This is a genomic window from Streptomyces sp. RLA123, from assembly GCF_056270165.1.
In genome coordinates this window covers 5,470,748-5,486,855 of sequence record NZ_JBWDOR010000003.1, presented here as the reverse complement: position 1 = coordinate 5,486,855, position 16,108 = coordinate 5,470,748, and the positions used below count along the sequence as shown (strand labels likewise).

Genomic DNA, 16,108 nt, shown 5'->3' with positions numbered 1-16,108 from the left:
ACCAAAGCATTCATCCGTCGGTAGCTGTCAGGAAGCGGGAACTACGGTGAAGGGGGTCCGGAAGGTGGACGGCATATGACGTACGCGATGCCCAAAACGCCCGTGTGCGGCCTGCGGGAACGCAAGAAGCAGCGCACGCGGGACGCGCTGGTGCGGGCCGCGGTGCAGTTGTTCGTGGCGCAGGGGTACGACGGGACGACCGTGGACGAGATAGCCGCCGCGGTGGACGTCTCGCAGCGCACGTTCTTCCGCTACTTCGCGGGCAAGGAGGAGGTCGCCCTCGCGCTGGAGGACACCGTCGAGGACGCCTACGCCACCGCGGTGGCGGCCCGGCCGCCCGGCGAGTCGCCGTTCGAGGCGCTGCACGCGGCGCTGGGAGCGTCGTGGGAGGGCATCGGCGCGCTCATCGTCGCGGTGGTGCCGCTGCCCACGTACATGGCCATGTACCGGGTGATCGAGTCCACGCCGACGCTGCTGGCCGCGCAGATGCGCCGCTCGGCGGTGGTGGAGGGGCGGCTGGCGGCCGTCATCGCCGCCCGTGAGGGCCTGGACGCGACCGATCCGCGGCCGCGGGTGCTCGTGGGCGCCGTCGGCGGGGTACTCAGGGCGGCCCAGCGACTGTGGGGGGACGGAGACGAGACCAGCGTGGAGTCGATCCGCAGGATCACCGAGGAGCATCTGGCCCTGCTCGTCCCCGCGCTGACACAACCCTGGGACGAACACAAGGATGTGTCCGGAATCTCCTTCTTTCAAACGTGACTTGAGTCACGGCGTGCTCAGGGGACCGACCACGTCTCCTATCGTGGCACGCAGTGAATTTCGCCGACGAGCGTTTCAGCTCCCCCTCCCTGCGCGCCCTCATGGCTCTTGCTGTGGTCTTCGTCATGCTGTCGACCACCGGCTGGACGGCGCTGCGTCATCACCAAGGTGACAACGACGCCAAGTCCGTTGCCGTGGCCGCCTGGCGGCACGGCACGATGGGCGGCCGTCCGCTGCCCGATCCTCAGGCCGGGGCGAAGGCGGTGGCGCGCTTCTTCGACACGCTCGGCCCGACGCAGGCCCAGCGCCTCGCGAAGCGCTACCCGTTGATCGTGGGCAACCTCAACGGCACGCCGCCGGCGCTGCGTTACCAGGCGAACCAGATCACGCTCGGCACCGAGCGGGCCCGTGAGAACGCCCGCTCGCACAGCCCCCTGCTCACCACCGAGGGCCGGCATGACGCGGCCGAGCGGGCCAGCCGCTACGCCTCCCTCCAACGGCCCGGACGGCAGATCCTCGCCTTCGACCCCGCGGGCCGGGGCCGGGTCGCCGAGGTCTTCGGCGATCTGCCGCGCGCGGAGCGGGTCTCGATCGTGGTGCCCGGTGTCGACACCGACGTCATGTCCTTCGAGCGCACCGCGCTCTCCTACCGGGCCCCGGTGGGCATGGCCCGCTCCCTGTACTCCGCCGAACGGGCCGCCGACCCTGACGCGCGCACGGCCGTCATCGCCTGGGCCGACTGGACCACCCCGCTCGGCGTGGGCCTGGACGCGTCCACCGGCGAGCTCGCCGAGCAGGGTGCGGTCCGGCTGACCGACCTGGTGCGGGGGCTGCCCGCGCGCGGCGACGTGGCGCTGTTCTGCCATTCGTACGGCTCGGTGCTGTGCGGTGTGGCCGCGCCCGGTCTGCCGGCCGGCCGGGTCTCGGACATCACGGTCTTCGGCAGCCCCGGTATGCGCGTGGACCGGGCGGCCGATCTGCGCACGGGCGCCCGCGTGTGGGCGACCCGGGACAGCTCGGACTGGATCAGCGACGTACCGCACCTGGAGATCGCGGGGCTGGGCCACGGCGCGGACCCGGTCTCCCGGGCCTTCGGCGCCCGGGTCGTCAGCTCCGACGGCGCCGAGGGCCACGCGGGCTACTTCCGCTCGGGCACCGGGAGCCTCGCCAACTTCACCCGTATCGCGCTGGGGCGCTTTCCGGACGTGCGCTGCGCCGAGGGCAGGTCCTGCACGGCGGGCGTGGCCTAGACCGGCCTCACCCGGCGGGTTCCCCCGGCGGGAACCCGGCCTACGATGACTCGTATGGGTGACGTATTGGCCGGATCCAACGCCGTATGGGAGTTCGATGCCGACGCTGTGCTCATCCGTTACGAGCGGGGGATGCGCAACTCCAGGCTGCTCCAGGTGCTCGGGGAGCGCCGTGTCCCCTACGCGGCTCTGACGGGTGTGGAGCTCGCGCCGGGCAGGCGCGGCGCCCTCGTGCTGCGCGCCGTGCCGCGGCGCGGCGCCGACCCCTTGATGGAGGCGTCGGACGGCCAGCTCAAGGAGGCCGCCGACCCTTACCGTCTGGTGCTGCCCGCCGCCCGGGAAGCGCTCGCGGAGGAGTGGGCCGAACACCTGCTCACCGCGATCGGCGCCCTGGGCGCCGACGAGGCCGAACCGGCCCCGCGCCACCTCGTGGACGCCCCCGCAGCTCCGCTGTCGTTCAAGGCGTACGACGGCAGGGCGTCCTTCGACGGGGACACGGTGTCCTTCCGGTGGTCCTGGACCGGTGCCTCCACGGCGAAGTGGCGGGCCGGCGACCAGCACTTCCCGGTCGCCGGGCTGTCCGGCCTGGACTGGCGCTCCCCCGAGGCGTCCGGCGGCCACCTGCGGCTGCTCCCCCGCGACGGCGGCGGCCGCCCGCCGGGCAGCCCGGACGACGACCCGACGGCCGTGGTGTTCGGCCTCGGCTACGGCCCGGTCCACGAGTCGCTGCCGCTGGCCGCGGCCGTGCTGGCGGCGATCCAGCGGGCCGCGCGGTCCCGGCCCGCCCTGGAACGCGAGGGCTACTCGCGCGCCGCCGACGTGGACGACATGTCCGCGTAGCGGTCACCGGCGACCAGTCCCGCGACCGGCTCCAGCCACCCCAGCTCGGTCTCGTCGAGGACGATCCGGGTCGCGGCGGCGTTCTCCCGCACCCGCTCGGCCCTCCGGGTCCCCGGGATCGGGACGACGGCCAGTCCGTGCGCCTGCGCCCGCTGCTGGACCCAGGCCAGGGCGATCTGGCCGGGCGTGGCGTCGTGCGCCTGCGAGGCCCTGCGGAGCGGCTCCAGCAGATCGGCGTTGCGCTTGGCGTTCTCGCCGGTGAAGCGCGGCTGGGCCTGCCGGAAGTCGTCCGCCGACAGTTCGGAGGCGGCCTGGAAGGAGCCGGTGAGGAAGCCGCGCCCGAGCGGGGAGTACGGCACCACGGCCACGCCCAGCTCGGCGGCGGCACCGGCCAGCGAGATCTCCACGTCCCGGCTGAACAGCGACCACTCCGACTGCACGGCCGCGACCGGGTGCACCGCGTGCGCCTCGCGCAGCTCGGCCCCGGTCACCTCGGACAGGCCGAGGTGCTTGACCTTGCCCGCCCGCACCAGCTCGGCCATCGCGCCGACCGACTCCGCCAGCGGCACGGCCGGGTCCCGGCGGTGCATGTAGTAGAGGTCGATGACGTCCACGCCGAGGCGGCGCAGGCTGGCGTCGACGGCCTGCCGGATGTACGCGGGGTCGTTGCGGACGCCGCGGTGCCGCAGGTCGTCGGCCTTGCGCTCGATGCCGAACTTGGTGGCGAGGGTGATCTCGTCGCGGTGCGCCCGCACGAAGGGGGCGAGGAACTCCTCGTTCGCGCCCAGTCCGTAGACGTCGGCGGTGTCGAAGAGCGTGACGCCCAGGCCGAGGGCCGCCTCCAGCGTGGCGCGGGCGGCGCTCTCGTCGGTCGGTCCGTAGAACTCGCTGATGCCCATGCAGCCCAGGCCCTGCACGCCGACCAGGGGGCCGTCCGTGCCCAGCGCGACCGTGGCGATCCGCTCGTTGTTCGTGTCGCTCATGGGGTTCATGCCCTCTCGGACGCCCGGGGGGCGTCGGCATAGATGTTGATCTTGCGGTCGAGGACCGCGAGGGTGTCCTGCAGCTCGGCGATCCGCTGGAGCACATCACGCCGCGTGGATTCCAGCAGGTCCCGGCGGTCGGGGAAGGTGTGATCGCCCAGCCGCACCATCTCGGCGTAGCGGACCATGTCCGCCACCGGCATCCCGGTCAGCCGCAGCTTGCCGACGAAGGCCAGCCAGTCCAGGTCGCGATGGGTGAAGCGGCGCTGCCCGGTGTGGGACCGGTCGACATGCGGCATCAGCCCGATCCTCTCGTACCAGCGCAGGGTGTGCGCGCTCAGGCCGGTGAAGGCGGCGACCTCGCTGATCGTGTAACGGTCCCGGCCGGCCGGGAGGGGGTGCGGCGCCTCGTCGGCGCGATTGCCTGCGCTGCCGGGCTTGCTCTTGGCCACCTGCGTCACGGTCATGGGTTCCACGCTAAAACCCTGGAGTGCACTCCAGGCAAGGGCATTGGTTAGGCTCACGGTCATGCGGAGCCTGAGCAGCCTGAGCGCGATCGAGAACTGGCCTGTCCCGACGGCCGCGGCGGCGGTCGTCCGCAGCGACGGCACCGTCCTGGGAACCTACGGCGAGACCGGGCGGCGCTTCCGGCTGATGTCGGTGACCAAGCCGCTGTCCGCGTACGCGGCGCTGGTCGCGATCGAGGAGGGCGCGGTGGAACTGGACGAGCCGGCCGGCCCCGAGGGCTCGACCGTACGGCATCTGCTCGCGCACACCTCCGGTCTCGCCTTCGACGAGCACCGGGTGACGGCCGCGCCCGGCACCCGGCGGATCTACTCCAACGCGGGCTTCGAGGTGCTGGCCGACCACATCGCCAAGGCCACCGGGATCCCGTTCGCCGAGTACCTGCGGCTGGCGGTGCTGGAGCCGCTGGGCATGCGCGCCACCGACTGCCCGGGCTCGGCGGGCGCGGGCGCGGTCTCGACCGTGGACGACCTGGTGCGCTTCGCCGCCGAGGTGCAGGTGCCGCGGCTGCTGGACCCGCAGACGGTGGCCGCGGCCACCTCGGTGGCCTTCCCCGGGCTCAGGGGCGTACTGCCCGGCTACGGCGGCCAGAACCCCAACGACTGGGGTTTGGGCTTCGAGATCCGGGACCACAAGTCGCCGCACTGGACGGGCGCTTCGTCCTCGCCGCGCACCTTCGGTCACTTCGGGCAGTCCGGTACGTTCCTGTGGGTCGACCCCGAAGCCGGTGCGGCCTGTGTGGTGCTGACGGACCGTGACTTCGGCGAGTGGGCAGTGCCGTTGTGGCCCGCACTCACGGACGCGGTGCTGTCGGAACTGTGACGAGGGTCAGCGGGATGGGTCCGCAGGACCGCCCGCTGAAGCTCCGCAGGAGCGAGCCGGCCAGATGCCGGGGATCGGTGGAGGCGGCGACCCGGCCGCGGGCGTTGACCAGTGCCGCCGGGGCGGGCCTGCGGCGGGTCCTCCTCCGACAAGGGCTCCGGCTCCGGGAGCGGTTTCACCCCGCCGAAACTCAGCGCGCAGAAGACCCTCGGCACGACCGAGGGCGAGGTCAACCTGATCGCCTGGGCCGGCTACGCCGAGGACGGCTCCAACGACAAGTCCGTCGACTGGGTCACGCCGTTCGAGAAGGAGACCGGCTGCCAGGTCAACACCAAGGTGGCCGGCACCTCCGACGAGATGGTCAGCCTGATGAAGACCGGCAGATCTCCGCGTTCAAGAGCGGCGACTCCGTCATCGGCACCAGTTGGCAGGTCATCGCCAACCTCGCCGAGGCCGAGAAGGCCGAGGTCGCCGCCGTCCTGCCGAGCGAGGGCGCGACCGGCTGGTCCGACACCTGGATGATCTCCGCCAAGGCCGAGCACCCCAACTGCGCTTACAAGTGGCTGGACTGGATCGTCTCGCCCAAGGTCAACGCCCAGGTCGCCGAGTGGTTCGGCGAGGCCCCGTCCAACGCCGAATCCTGCGCCCTGACCGCCGACAAGAACCACTGCACCGTCTTCCACGCCGCCGACGAGCCGTACTGGAAGAAGGTCCACTTCTGGAACACCCCGATCCCGTCCAACATCACCCTCGACCTGCCTCTCGCCGCCGCCCTGGGCACGGTGCCGGTCGCGATCATCGTCGTCTACCTGCTGGCCATGCGACGCACCGGCGCGCTCCAGAGTCTGTGAGGGCCGTACGCCATGCATCTGTCCCGACCCGCCCGGATCGCGCTGCGCGTCGCGGCCGCGCTCGGCTTCGCCGTCATCTACGTACCGCTGCTGCTGGTCCTGCTGAACTCCTTCAACGCCGACCGCGGCTTCGGCTGGCCGCCGTCAGGGCTCACCCTGCGCTGGTGGGGCGACGCCTGGCACAGCGACGGCGCCCGCGCGGCACTGTGGACCTCGGTGAAGGCCGGGCTCGGCGCGACGGCGGTGTCGCTGGTGCTGGGCACCCTGGTCGCCTTCGCCGTCCAGCGGCACCGGTTCTTCGGCCGTGAGGCGCTGTCCTTCGTGGTGGTCCTGCCGATCGCCCTGCCGGGCATCGTCACCGGCATCGCCCTGAACACGGCGTTCCGCACGGTGCTGGAGCCGCTCGGCGTCGGCCTCGGGCTGTTCACCGTCGTCGTGGGCCACGCCACCTTCTGCGTCGTGGTGGTCTTCAACAACGTACTGGCCCGGCTGCGGCGCACCTCCGGCTCGTACGAGGAGGCGGCCATGGACCTGGGCGCCGACACCTTCCAGGTCTTCCGCGACATCACCTTCCCGCTGATCCGCTCGGCACTGCTGGCGGGCGGGCTGCTGGCCTTCGCGCTCTCGTCCGACGAGATTGTGGTCACCACCTTCACCGCCGGGCCCGGCGTCCGGACACTGCCGGTGTGGATCTTCAGCAACATGGCCAGGCCGCAGCAGGCGCCCGTCGTCAACGTGGTCGCCGCGGTGCTGATCGTGCTGTCGGTGGTCCCCGTCTACCTCGCCCAGCGGATGTCCGCGGACACCGCCGGGCACTCGGCGGGCGGCCGTATCTGACGCGCGGACGCGCGCAGAAGAGGGGTCTGTGCCATCCTTCCGCCCGGATAAGGCAGGCTTGTACCGTGCCAGAACCCGCGCAGAACGCATTCGACCCCGCCCGCGACCACTCCCACATCGCCACACTGCGACGGCTGGAGAAGTCCTCGGGGCGCCTCGCGGCGGCGGCGATCGCTCGAATGGACGCGCAGTTGCCCTGGTACCGCGCGATGCCGCCGGAGAACCGCTCCTGGATCGGGCTCGTGGCGCAGGCGGGCATCGCGGCGTTCACCGAATGGTTCCGGCACCCGGAGACGCCGCAGGCGATCAGCACCGATGTCTTCGGCACCGCGCCGCGGGAGCTGACCCGGGCGATCTCGTTGCGCCAGACGGTGGAGATGGTGCGCACCACCATCGAGGTGATGGAGGCGGCCATCGACGAGGTCGCCGCCCCCGGCGACGAGTCGGTGCTGCGCGAGGCGCTGCTGGTGTACGCGCGGGAGATCGCCTTCGCGACGGCCCAGGTGTACGCCCAGGCGGCGGAGGCCCGCGGTGCCTGGGACGCCCGTCTGGAGTCCCTGGTGGTCAACGCCGTGCTGTCCGGGGAGGCCGACGAGGGCGTGCTCTCGCGGGCGGCCGCGCTCGGCTGGAGCTCGCCGGACAAGATCGTGGTGGTGCTGGGCACGGCACCCAACGGCGACAGCGAACTGACCGTGGAGGCGATCCGCCGGGCGGCGCGCCACGCCAAGCTCCAGGTGCTGACCGGTGTGCTGGGCGACCGGCTGATCGTGGTCGCGGGCGGCGACGATCAGCCGCTGCGGGTCGCCAAGGCGCTGATCGGCCCCTTCGCGGCGGGCCCGGTGGTGGCCGGCCCGGTCGTCGGCGACCTTTTGTCGGCGTCCCGATCCGCGCAGGCCTCGGCAGCCGGCCTGCGAGCCTGCGCCGCCTGGCCGGACGCGCCGCGCCCCGTGCAGGCGGACGATCTGCTGCCGGAGCGGGCGATGGCCGGGGACCGCTACGCCCGCGATCAGCTGGTGGAGGAGATCTACAGACCCCTGGAGGAAGCCGGTTCGGCGTTGCTGGAGACGCTGTCGGTGTACCTCGAGCAGGCCTCGTCACTCGAAGGGGCCGCCCGTATGTTGTTCGTTCACCCCAACACCGTCCGATACCGGCTCCGACGTGTGACGGACGTCACCGGCTGGTCTCCCTCGGATGTACGCTCCGCATTCACCCTTCGCATCGCGCTCATCCTGGGCCGGCTCTCCGACTCCGGACAGACACCGTAGGCGAACGCAGGGCGTTTGTGGGACACCAACAAATCGCCCGTCGGTTCTTGGTCCCTGTCCCCACGGGCGGGGACGACCTCGCTCAGGAGAGAGTTGAAAGCGTGCTCGTACTCGTCGCTCCCGGCCAGGGTGCCCAGGCCCCCGGCTTCCTCGCCCCATGGCTCGATCTGCCCGGCGTCTCCGACCGCCTCGCGGAACTGTCCGCTACCGCCGGACTCGACCTCGCCCACTACGGCACCAAGGCCGAAGCGGAGGAGATCCGCGACACGGCCGTAGCCCAGCCGCTGCTGGTCGCCGCGGGCCTGGTCGCGGCGGAGCGGCTGTTGACCGGCACCGGCGCGCCACACGCGGTGGCCGGCCACAGCGTCGGCGAGATCACCGCCGCGGCGATCGGCGGGGTGCTGAGCGCCGACGCGGCGATGACGTTCGTCCGCACCCGCAGCACGGCGATGGCCGCGGCCGCCGCCGTCACCGAGACCGGCATGTCGGCGGTGCTCGGCGGGGACCCGGACACGGTCGTGGCGCACCTGGAGAACCTCGGGCTCACCCCGGCGAACATCAACGGGGCCGGCCAGATCGTCGCGGCCGGCACGGCCGCGCAGCTCGCCGCGCTGACCGCCGACAAGCCGGAGAAGGCGCGGGTGATCCCGCTGAAGGTGGCGGGTGCCTTCCACACCCACCACATGGCTCCGGCCGTGGCCACCCTGGAGGCGCTGGCGGCGACGCTGGAGGTCTCCGACCCGGCGCTGCCGTACGTGTCCAACGCCGACGGCAAGGTCGTCACCAGCGGCAGCGAGGTCGTCGCGCGGCTGGTGTCGCAGGTGTCCAACCCCGTGCGGTGGGACCTGTGCATGGACACCTTCAAGGAACTCGGCGTCACCGCCGTCATCGAGCTGGTGCCGGGTGGCACTCTGGTGGGCCTGGCCAAGCGCGCGCTGCCCGGCGTCGCGACCCTGGCCCTCAAGACCCCCGACGACCTCGAGGCCGCCCGCGCGATCATCGCCGAGCACGGCACCCAGGAATAGGAGTCCTCGCAGACATGACCGCGAAGATCAAGCCCGCCAAGGGCTCCCCGTACGCACGGATCATGGGTGTCGGCGGTTACCGGCCGACCCGCGTGGTGCCCAACGAGGTCATCCTGGAGCACATCGACTCCAGCGACGAGTGGATCCGCTCCCGCTCCGGCATCGCCTCCCGGCACTGGGCCGGCCCGGACGAGACGGTCTCCGAGATGTCCGTGATCGCGGCGGGCAAGGCCATCGCGGACGCCGGGATCTCCGCCGAGGACATCGGCGGCGTCATCGTCGCCACGGTCTCCCACTTCAAGCAGACCCCGGCCGTCGCGACCGAGATCGCGCACCGGATCGGTGCCGTCAAGCCGGCCGCCTTCGACATCTCCGCGGGCTGCGCCGGCTTCACGTACGCCGTGACGCTCGCCAAGGGCATGGTCACCGAGGGCAGTGCCAAGCACGTCCTGGTGATCGGTGTCGAGCGGCTGAGCGACCTGACCGACAAGTCCGACCGGGCCACCGCCTTCCTCTTCGGCGACGGCGCCGGCGCGGTCGTCATCGGCCCCGCCGACGAGCCGGAGATCGGCCCGACCGTGTGGGGTTCCGAGGGTGACAAGTCCAACACCATCACCCAGACCGTCGCATGGGACCGCTTCCGAGTGGGTGATGTCTCGGCGCTTCCGGTGGACGCCGACGGACAGGTGAAGTTCCCCGCGATCACCCAGGAGGGCCAGACGGTCTTCCGCTGGGCGGTCTTCGAGATGGCCAAGGTCGCCCAGCAGGCGCTGGACGCGGCCGGGATCACCTCGGACGAGCTGGATGTCTTCATCCCGCACCAGGCCAACATGCGGATCATCGACTCGATGATCAAGGCGCTCAAGCTCCCCGAGCACGTCGCCGTGGCCCGCGACATCGAGACCACCGGCAACACCTCGGCCGCGTCGATCCCGCTCGCGATGGAGCGCCTGCTGGCCACCGGACAGGCCAAGAGCGGCGACACGGCCCTGATCATCGGCTTCGGGGCGGGTCTCGTGTACGCCGCCACGGTCGTTACCCTCCCCTAGTCAACATCCCACGCGGCGGCGCACTCCCGCCCGCCGCAGCCGTAGTAACAGCACCGAGAAGGAGAGCGCCGCAATGGCCGCCACCAAGGAAGAGATCGTCGAGGGTCTCGCCGAGATCGTGAACGAGATCGCCGGCATCCCCACCGAGGACGTCGAGCTGGACAAGTCCTTCACCGACGACCTGGACGTCGACTCGCTGTCCATGGTCGAGGTCGTCGTCGCCGCCGAGGAGCGCTTCGAGGTCAAGATCCCGGACGACGACGTCAAGCAGCTCAAGACCGTCGGCGACGCCGTCGACTACATCCTCAAGGCTCAGGTCTGATCAAGGCCGGTCCCGGACGACGTGTCTGTCGCCCGCCCTTCTAGACGTGGAGAGACAATCCCTGTGAGCCCGACCAATCACACCGTGGTCGTCACCGGTATCGGCGCAACCACTCCGCTGGGCGGGGACAGCGCGTCGAGCTGGGAGGGGCTTCTCGCCGGACGATCCGGCGTCACCGCCCTGACCCAGGACTGGGCCGCCGAACTTCCGGTGCGCATCGCGGCGCAGATCGCCGTGGAGCCGCTGGAGGTCCTGCCCCGCCCGGTCGCACGCAAGCTCGACCGTTCTGCCCAGTTCGCACTCATCGCCACCCGTGAGGCGTGGGCCGACGCGGGCTTCACCGCCAAGGCGGGCGAGGACAGCTCGGTCGACCCCGACCGTCTGGGCGCGGTGATCGCCTCCGGCATCGGCGGCGTCACCACCCTGCTCGACCAGTACGACAACCTGCTGGCGTCCGGCGCGCGCAAGGTGTCCCCGCACACCGTGCCGATGCTGATGCCCAACAGCCCCTCCGCCAACGTCGGCCTGGAGGTCAACGCCCGGGCCGGTGTGCACACCCCGGTCAGCGCCTGCGCCTCGGGCGCGGAGGCCGTCGGCTACGCGTACGAGATGATCCGCTCCGGCCGTGCCGACGTGGTCGTCGCCGGCGGCACGGAGGCGGCCATCCACCCGCTGCCGATCGCGGCCTTCGCCAACATGATGGCGATGTCCAAGAACAACGAGGACCCGCAGGGTGCCTCCCGCCCGTACGACAAGGCCCGCAACGGCTTCGTCCTCGGCGAGGGCGCCGGCGTCGTCATCCTGGAGTCGGCCGAGCACGCCGCCAAGCGCGGCGCCAAGGTCTACGCCGAGGTGCTGGGCCAGGGTCTGTCGGCCGACGCCCACCACATCGCCCAGCCGGAGCCCACCGGCCGCGGCATCGCCGCCGCGCTGGAGCAGCTGCTGACCGCCACGGGCATCGACCCGGCGCAGATCCACCACCTCAACGCGCACGCCACGTCCACCCCGCAGGGTGACGTCGCGGAGGTCAAGGCGCTACGCAAGGTCCTCGGCGACCACCTCGACCACGTGGCCATCTCGGCCACGAAGTCGATGACCGGTCACCTCCTGGGCGGCGCGGGCGGCATCGAGACGGTCGCGACCGTCCAGGCCCTGTACCACCGCACCGCCCCGCCGACGATCAACGTCACGGACCTCGACGACGAGATCGAGCCGGGTCTGATCTCCAGTGAGCCGCGGAAGCTGCCGGACGGTCAGATCGTGGCCGTCAACAACTCCTTCGGCTTCGGCGGACACAACGTCGTCCTGGCGCTGCGCACCGTCTGACGTCACCACCGACCGCCGTGCCCCGAGGGCCGGCCCACCGCGGGAGCGGGGGGCCGGCCCTCGGCGTTGCGGGCGGGCGCGCGCTCAGGGGCAGCTGACGACCTGCCCGGCCCAGGACAGCCCGCCGCCGAAGCCGAGCAGCAGCACGGGGGCGCCCGGCGTGAGGTCACCGCGCTCGACGAGCTTGGAGAAGGCCAGCGGGACGGAGGCGGCGGAGGTGTTGCCGGAGTCGACGACGTCCTTGGCCACGACGGCTCCGGTGGCGCCGAGTTGACGGACCACCGACTCGATGATGCGCAGGTTGGCCTGGTGGGTCACGATGCCGCCGAGGTCGGCCACGGCGACGCCCGCGCGCCGGCAGGCCTCCTCCGCGATGGGGGCGAGGGTCGTGGTGGCCCAGCGGAAGACCGCCTGGCCGTCCTGGGCGAAGCGCGGCTGCCAGGCGTCCGTGAGCCGCACGGCGTCCGCGCGGGTGGGGTCGGAGCCCCAGACCACGGGGCCGACGCCCTGGAGCCCGCCAGGGCCCTCGGGGCCGCCGTCCGGCACCGCGCTCAGGACGGCCGCCCCGGCGCCGTCGCCGAGCAGGACGCAGGTGCTGCGATCGGTCCAGTCGGTGAGGTCGGACATCTTCTCGGCGCCGATGACGAGGGCGTGCCGCGCGGCTCCCGCGCGCACGGAGTGGTCGGCGGCGGCCAGCGCGGTGGTGAAGCCCGCACAGGCGTTGTTGAGGTCGTAGGAGGCGGGCGCGGTCGCCCCGAGCCGGGCGGCGACCCGGGCGGCGGTGCTCGGGGAGCGGTCGATGGCGCTGGAGGTGGCCACGACGACCAGGTCGATGTCGGCGGGCGCCAGGCCGGCGGAGGCCAGGGCCTTGCCCGCGGCGGCGGTCGCCATGTCGGCGACCGATTCGTCGTCGCGGGCGATGCGGCGGGTGGCGATGCCGGTGCGCTGCCGGATCCAGGCGTCGCTGGTGTCGACCATGGCGGCCAAGTCGTCGTTGGTGAGGACGCGTTCGGGCTGGTGGTGGCCGAGGGCGACGATACGGGTCGAGGTCATGCCGAAACTATAGCGACCGATCGATCGGACTCTAAAATGGGACGGCTCGCTACGATGGCCGCATGAGCCCACGCAAGTCAGCCACCGAGGCCCGCCACACCCGCGAGCGGATCATCGAACGCAGCGTCGCGGTCGCCTCCGTGGAGGGCCTGGAGGGCCTGACCATCGGCCGGCTCGCGACCGACCTCGGGATCAGCAAGTCCGGGCTGCTGGGCCACTTCGGCACCAAGGAGGCGCTGCAGATCGCCGCCCTGCGCCGGGCTTCGGAGATCTTCACCCGCGCCGTGTGGCTGCCCGCCGCGGGCAACCCGCCCGGCCTGACCCGCCTGACGGCGATCTGCGAGGCGTGGGTGACCTACCTCGACCGCGAGCGTGAGGCCTTCCCGGGCGGTTGCCTGTTCACCGCCTCCGCCGTGGAGTTCGACGGGCGCGAGGGGCCGGTGCGGGACGCCGTGGCGCGGCTGTACACGGTGTGGAAGCGGCGCCTGGTGCGGGATCTGCGGGCCGCCGTCGAGCAGGGCGAACTGCCTCCGGACACCGATCCCGACCAGGTCGTGTTCGAGCTCAACGGCGTCTACTTCGCGCTCAATCACGCCGTCCAGCTCTTCGGCGACCGGAGCGCCCCCGACCGCGCCCGGCGTGCGCTGAGTCGCGTTCTGCGCTGACGAATCAGCCCTTCGGGGGGATTGGCCCGAATCGCCGGATGGGCGGCCCTGCCGCCGCACAACATCTGGGACATGACCATATGGCTGAGGGGGGCCGGCCTCACGGCGGCCGCCGTGCTGGTGGTGCTGGGTCCGGGGGGTCCCGGGGGCGGCTCGGGATCGGCCCGTGCCGACGACCGCCCCGGGGTCCCGGGACCGCCGGTCGTGCGGTTCCTGCCGGACGGCACCGTACGGGTGGAGACGGGCGGCGGCGCCGTCCGCGTGGAGACGAACCCCGAAAGCGGAGCGGGAGGGGTGCCCAGGACCCGCGTCCGGATCCGGCACGGCGGTGACACCGTGGAGGCCGAGACCGGCCCCGGGGGCTCGTCGGCCCACGTACGACGGGAGCACTGCCCCCGCTACCAGGCCTCCGTGGACGCCTCCACCGACGCCTCGGGCGCACGGGGCTCGGTCTCCTGGCGGCATCCGTGCGGACCGGCCCCACGCCCGAAACCCGCCCCCGCCCCCGCCCCCGTACGGCAACGGCCCGTACCGAGGCCCACGCCGACGCCCGCACCCACCCCGACGCCCGCACCCACCCCGGCCCCCACGCCGACACCCACACCCACACCCACCCCGACACCGACACCCACCCGCCGGGTCGAACTGCCGCCGGTCGCCTATCACAAGGTCACCGCGCTGCCGCCGCCCGAGGGGCCGAGCCTGGTCCACCTGATGCTGCTGATCACCGCACCCGCGGTGCTGTCGGCCGCCGCGCTCAAACCCCGTTCCCAAGCTCGTTCCCGGAGGTGACGCATGTCGGACTGGATTGTCCTGGCCATCGGTATGGCCGCGAGCTGCGTGGTCGTGCTGAGCATCGTGGCGATCAACAACCGCCGGCTGGCCGATGACGACGACCCCAACGAGACCCCGGACGTCATCGAGTACATGACGATGATGATCGGCGTGGTCTACGCGATCGTCCTGGGCCTGGCCATCGCCGGCGTCTGGGAGGGGCGCGGCGCCGCCGAGGACGCCGCGCGCCGTGAGGCGCAGGCGCTGCACGAGGTCCAGGAGCGGGTCCAGGTGTACCCGGCCGCGGTCCGCAACCGGGTGCGCGACGACATCGACACCTACGTGTCGTACGTCGTGGACAAGGAGATCCCGTACATGATCAAGAACGGCGACAACACCCAGCGGGGCAGCGAACTGCTCGGTGTGGTGCGCCGTGACGTGACCGCGTTCGAGCCGCGCACCCCGCTGGCCAACCAGGCCTACCAGCCCGTCGTCGACCAGGTGGCCGCCGCCGACGACGCGCGCAACGCGCGCGCCGACAGTTCGGGGCCCACCATGCCGGGCGTGGTCTGGTTCGGGCTGATCGTGGGCGGCCTGGTCGCGGTGGGGCTGATCTTCACCCTCCAAATCCGCCGCTCCCGCCGGGAGTTGATCCTGGCCGGGCTCTACAGCGCCCTGATCGCCTTCCTCCTCTTCCTGATCTGGGACTTCAACGCGCCCTACGGGCGGGACGCCGCCGAAGCGGCGGCGTCCTTCGCCGCCCTCTTCCCGCACGTGGGATAGCCGGCGCCGCACCGAGGCCCGCCGGGCGGCGGCCTACGCCTGCTTCGCGTCCTTGCCGTCACCGAAGCTCGCGAACCAGGTGGCCGCCATGTCCTCCTCGCCGTGGCCCTGGGCCGCCGCCCGCCGGAAGCGCTCCGCGCCGGCCGCGGCCACGTCGAGGCGGACCCCGGCGGCCTCCCCGGCCGCCACGACCAGGCGGGCGTCCTTCTCGGCGGTCTGCAGCGCGAAGCTGGGCGTGAAGTCGCCGCGCAGAATGGCATCGGCCTTCGCCCGCAGATAGCCCATGTCGAGGCCGCCGCCGGCTACCGCGTCCAGGAACCCGCGGGGGTCCACCCCGAGTCCCTCGGCCAGCGCCAGGGCCTCGGCGGCACCGTGGGTGACCGTGAGCACCCAGCTGTTGATCACGAGCTTGAGCCGGCTGGCCGCGCCCTCCGCGGCGTCCTCGCCCACCCAGACGGTGCGGCTGCCGATGGCCCCGTAGACCGGCTCCAGCGCCGGCCGCGCCTCCTGCGGCCCGGCCGCGAGCACCAGGAGCTGTCCGGCCTCCGCCGGCTGCTTGGTGCCGAGGACCGGCGAGTCGACGAAGACGATGCCGTGTTCGGCGGCGAACTCCGCGATCGGGCCGAGCGCGTCGACCCCGGCCGTCGTGGCCTGCGCCCAGACCGTGCCGGGCCGCAGCGCGGGCGCCGCCTGCCGCATCGTCTCCAGCGCGGCCGGGCCGTCGTGGAGGATGGTGACCACGACATCCGCGCCCTCCACGGCCTCCGCGGGCGTGGCGGCGACGCGGGCGCCGTCCTTGGCGAGCGGTTCGGCCTTGCGGCCCGTACGGTTCCACACGCGGACGTCGAGGCCGGCCTTGACGAGGTTGCGGGCCATCGCGGCACCCATGATCCCGGTGCCGAGGACTGCTACTGAGGTGGTGTCGGACATGGGAGCAACCGTACGACGGACCAATCCGAACCGCTCGCGGCGCCGAATG

General features: G+C 72.3%; 18 protein-coding genes. 14 read left to right on the top strand and 4 right to left on the bottom strand.

The window, feature by feature from the left end:
- Positions 1 to 87: 87 nt before the first annotated feature.
- The 3 genes from RV983_RS25030 to RV983_RS25020 are packed head-to-tail and all read left to right on the top strand — an operon-like array spanning position 88 to position 2,849.
- A complete protein-coding gene (locus RV983_RS25030) occupies positions 88 to 759 on the top strand; it encodes a TetR/AcrR family transcriptional regulator (protein WP_475987972.1) in 672 nt (223 codons plus the stop codon).
- Between the two features lie 53 nt (positions 760 to 812).
- A complete protein-coding gene (locus RV983_RS25025) occupies positions 813 to 2,009 on the top strand; it encodes an alpha/beta hydrolase (protein WP_475987971.1) in 1,197 nt (398 codons plus the stop codon).
- 54 nt (positions 2,010 to 2,063) lie between these two features.
- Positions 2,064 to 2,849: a DUF4429 domain-containing protein gene (locus RV983_RS25020; RefSeq protein WP_475987970.1), complete on the top strand. Its 786-nt coding sequence runs from the start codon at positions 2,064 to 2,066 to the stop codon at positions 2,847 to 2,849.
- On the opposite strand, the gene RV983_RS25015 is transcribed toward RV983_RS25020, so the two are convergent.
- Complete coding sequence (locus RV983_RS25015; protein WP_475987969.1) at positions 2,810 to 3,832, bottom strand: aldo/keto reductase; 1,023 nt, start codon at positions 3,830 to 3,832, stop codon at positions 2,810 to 2,812. The two genes, RV983_RS25020 and RV983_RS25015, sit on opposite strands and share 40 nt — an antisense overlap.
- 5 nt (positions 3,833 to 3,837) lie before the next feature.
- Entirely contained in the window at positions 3,838 to 4,299 is a 462-nt protein-coding gene (locus tag RV983_RS25010) for a MerR family transcriptional regulator (RefSeq protein ID WP_475987968.1), read from the bottom strand.
- A gap of 61 nt (positions 4,300 to 4,360) precedes the next feature.
- Here RV983_RS25010 and RV983_RS25005 point away from each other — a divergent pair, with 61 nt between their 5' ends.
- The 8 genes from RV983_RS25005 to RV983_RS24970 all read left to right on the top strand — a co-directional run bounded on the left by RV983_RS25005 (position 4,361) and on the right by RV983_RS24970 (position 11,854).
- Entirely contained in the window at positions 4,361 to 5,179 is an 819-nt protein-coding gene (locus RV983_RS25005; protein ID WP_475987967.1) for a serine hydrolase domain-containing protein, read from the top strand.
- Positions 5,180 to 5,256: 77 nt separating this feature from the next.
- Complete coding sequence (locus RV983_RS25000; protein WP_475990447.1) at positions 5,257 to 6,030, top strand: extracellular solute-binding protein; 774 nt, start codon at positions 5,257 to 5,259, stop codon at positions 6,028 to 6,030.
- Between the two features lie 12 nt (positions 6,031 to 6,042).
- Complete coding sequence (locus tag RV983_RS24995; RefSeq protein WP_475987966.1) at positions 6,043 to 6,867, top strand: ABC transporter permease; 825 nt, start codon at positions 6,043 to 6,045, stop codon at positions 6,865 to 6,867.
- Positions 6,868 to 6,932: 65 nt separating this feature from the next.
- A complete protein-coding gene (locus tag RV983_RS24990) occupies positions 6,933 to 8,132 on the top strand; it encodes a PucR family transcriptional regulator (RefSeq protein ID WP_475987965.1) in 1,200 nt (399 codons plus the stop codon).
- A 101-nt stretch (positions 8,133 to 8,233) separates the two neighbouring features.
- Positions 8,234 to 9,157, top strand: a complete 924-nt coding sequence (locus tag RV983_RS24985) for an ACP S-malonyltransferase (protein ID WP_475987964.1) — start codon at positions 8,234 to 8,236, stop codon at positions 9,155 to 9,157.
- A 14-nt stretch (positions 9,158 to 9,171) separates the two neighbouring features.
- On the top strand, positions 9,172 to 10,206 hold the full coding sequence (locus RV983_RS24980) for a beta-ketoacyl-ACP synthase 3 (RefSeq protein WP_475987963.1): 1,035 nt from the start codon (positions 9,172 to 9,174) through the stop codon (positions 10,204 to 10,206).
- A 73-nt stretch (positions 10,207 to 10,279) separates the two neighbouring features.
- Complete coding sequence (locus tag RV983_RS24975) at positions 10,280 to 10,528, top strand: acyl carrier protein (protein WP_475987962.1); 249 nt, start codon at positions 10,280 to 10,282, stop codon at positions 10,526 to 10,528.
- 63 nt (positions 10,529 to 10,591) lie between these two features.
- The gene (locus tag RV983_RS24970) at positions 10,592 to 11,854 is read left to right on the top strand and encodes a beta-ketoacyl-[acyl-carrier-protein] synthase family protein (protein ID WP_475987961.1); all 1,263 of its coding nucleotides are present in this window, start codon (positions 10,592 to 10,594) and stop codon (positions 11,852 to 11,854) included.
- A gap of 84 nt (positions 11,855 to 11,938) precedes the next feature.
- Here the strand turns inward: RV983_RS24970 and RV983_RS24965 are convergent, their stop codons facing one another.
- On the bottom strand, positions 11,939 to 12,907 hold the full coding sequence (locus tag RV983_RS24965) for a beta-ketoacyl-ACP synthase III (protein WP_475987960.1): 969 nt from the start codon (positions 12,905 to 12,907) through the stop codon (positions 11,939 to 11,941).
- 62 nt (positions 12,908 to 12,969) lie between these two features.
- Here RV983_RS24965 and RV983_RS24960 point away from each other — a divergent pair, with 62 nt between their 5' ends.
- The 3 genes from RV983_RS24960 (at position 12,970) to RV983_RS24950 (ending at position 15,129) form a co-directional block, all read left to right on the top strand.
- Positions 12,970 to 13,572, top strand: coding sequence for a TetR/AcrR family transcriptional regulator (locus RV983_RS24960; protein WP_475987959.1), 603 nt, complete (start codon positions 12,970 to 12,972; stop codon positions 13,570 to 13,572).
- 72 nt (positions 13,573 to 13,644) lie between these two features.
- The gene (locus tag RV983_RS24955; protein ID WP_475987958.1) at positions 13,645 to 14,364 is read left to right on the top strand and encodes a hypothetical protein; all 720 of its coding nucleotides are present in this window, start codon (positions 13,645 to 13,647) and stop codon (positions 14,362 to 14,364) included.
- Positions 14,365 to 14,367: 3 nt separating this feature from the next.
- Complete coding sequence (locus tag RV983_RS24950) at positions 14,368 to 15,129, top strand: bestrophin-like domain (protein WP_475987957.1); 762 nt, start codon at positions 14,368 to 14,370, stop codon at positions 15,127 to 15,129.
- 33 nt (positions 15,130 to 15,162) lie between these two features.
- Here the strand turns inward: RV983_RS24950 and RV983_RS24945 are convergent, their stop codons facing one another.
- Positions 15,163 to 16,059 carry an NAD(P)-dependent oxidoreductase gene (locus tag RV983_RS24945; protein ID WP_475987956.1) on the bottom strand — a complete coding sequence of 299 codons (897 nt, stop codon included), beginning with the start codon at positions 16,057 to 16,059 and terminating at the stop codon, positions 15,163 to 15,165.
- Positions 16,060 to 16,108 lie beyond the last annotated feature (49 nt).